We start from the raw sequence: 1,489 nt of genomic DNA on the forward strand, positions 1-1,489 counted from the left end.
GCTCGCGGACGTCCGGGAGATGATGGACGTCAACCTCAAACGGCTGGCCTGGCGCGCCCGTTTCGGCAAGCTCGATGGCGTCAGGATGGAAAACGGCACGCTGATCGTGACGCCGCATACCAGCGATGTTCCCGCCGCGGCGGAAGCCATCAATGCCGAAATCACGGAGATGTATCCTCTGGTCGAGGTGCCCGATCTCCTGCGGGAAGTGCATGAGTGGACCGGGTTTGCCGACCAGTTCACCCATGTCCGGGCGGGAGATGCGCCGCAAAACATCGCCGCAATGCTGGCCGGCGTGCTTGCCGATGGCACGAATCTCGGCCCGAAACGCATGGCGGGGGCGTCGAAGGGGATCAGCGCCCACCAGATCGGCTGGATGCGCAGCTTCCATGCCCGCTCCGAAACCTATCGGGCCGCGCAGGCCTGCGTCACCGATGCCCATACCCGCCATCCGCATGCGCAAATCTGGGGCGACGGATCGACAGCCTCATCCGATGGGCAATTCTTCCGCGCCAGTGACCGGGCCGCAAGGCGCAGCGACATCAACCTGCATTATGGCAGCGAGCCGGGCTCGAAGTTCTACAGCGGGCTTTCCGACCAATACGGCTATTACAGCATCCTGCCGATCAGCCCGACCGAAAGCGAGGCCGTCTATGTGCTCGACGGCCTGTTCGACCACGACACGGTTCTGGAGATCGAGGAACTGTTCACCGATACCGGCGGCGCCAGCGATCATGTTTTTGCGCTGTTCTGCCTGATCGGCAAGCGCTTCGCGCCCCGACTTCGCAATATCAAGGACCGGAAACTGCACACCTTCGAGAAGGCCGATAGCTATCCGGCGCTGGCAAATCATATCGGCGTGCCGATCAACACCGCCCTCATCATGGAACATTGGGACGAACTCCTGCGCCTTGCCGCGTCGATCACGACGCGCACCGTCGCGCCGTCGGCGATCCTCAAGAAGTTCTCCGCGTCGTCGAAATCCAGCGATCTGGCCAAAGCGTTGCGTGAACTCGGCCGCATCGAGCGCACCCTGTTCATGATCGAGTGGTATTCCAGCCCGGCGCTACGCCGGCGTTGCCAAGCCGGGCTCAACAAGGGCGAGGCCGCTCACAAGCTCAAACGCGCCGTCTTTTTCCACGAGCGCGGCGAGATCCGTGATCGCTCCTTTGACAGTCAGGCATTCCGGGCTTCAGGCCTCAACCTGGTGGTCAGCGCTATCGTCCATTGGAACACCGTCTACCTCAGCCGGGCAACGGCTCATCTGCGCCAGCAAGGCCGAATTATCCCCGACGAGTTGCTGAAACACGTCTCGCCCCTCAGTTGGGAGCACATAAATCTCACCGGCATCTATTCCTGGGACACCGAGCAGCAGATGTCCGAGGGCTTCAGGCCATTGCGGCTTCCAGGGAAAATCCTTCGCGCAGCGTGACGTTCACTCTCCGTTCGGCCTTAACGTGTCTGGGGGAACAAATCTTGTTCCGCCCCC

1 protein-coding gene is annotated in these 1,489 nt (G+C 61.9%); it reads left to right on the forward strand.

The window, feature by feature from the left end; all coding sequences use genetic code 11:
- The coding region (locus DSD28_RS25670; protein WP_119259268.1) for a Tn3 family transposase at positions 1-1,432 on the forward strand (1,432 nt) is incomplete at its 5' end.
- Between the last annotated feature and the right edge of the window lie 57 nt (positions 1,433-1,489).

The organism is Shinella zoogloeoides (assembly GCF_003574625.1).
In the GTDB taxonomy this organism is placed as follows: domain Bacteria; phylum Pseudomonadota; class Alphaproteobacteria; order Rhizobiales; family Rhizobiaceae; genus Shinella; species Shinella zoogloeoides_A.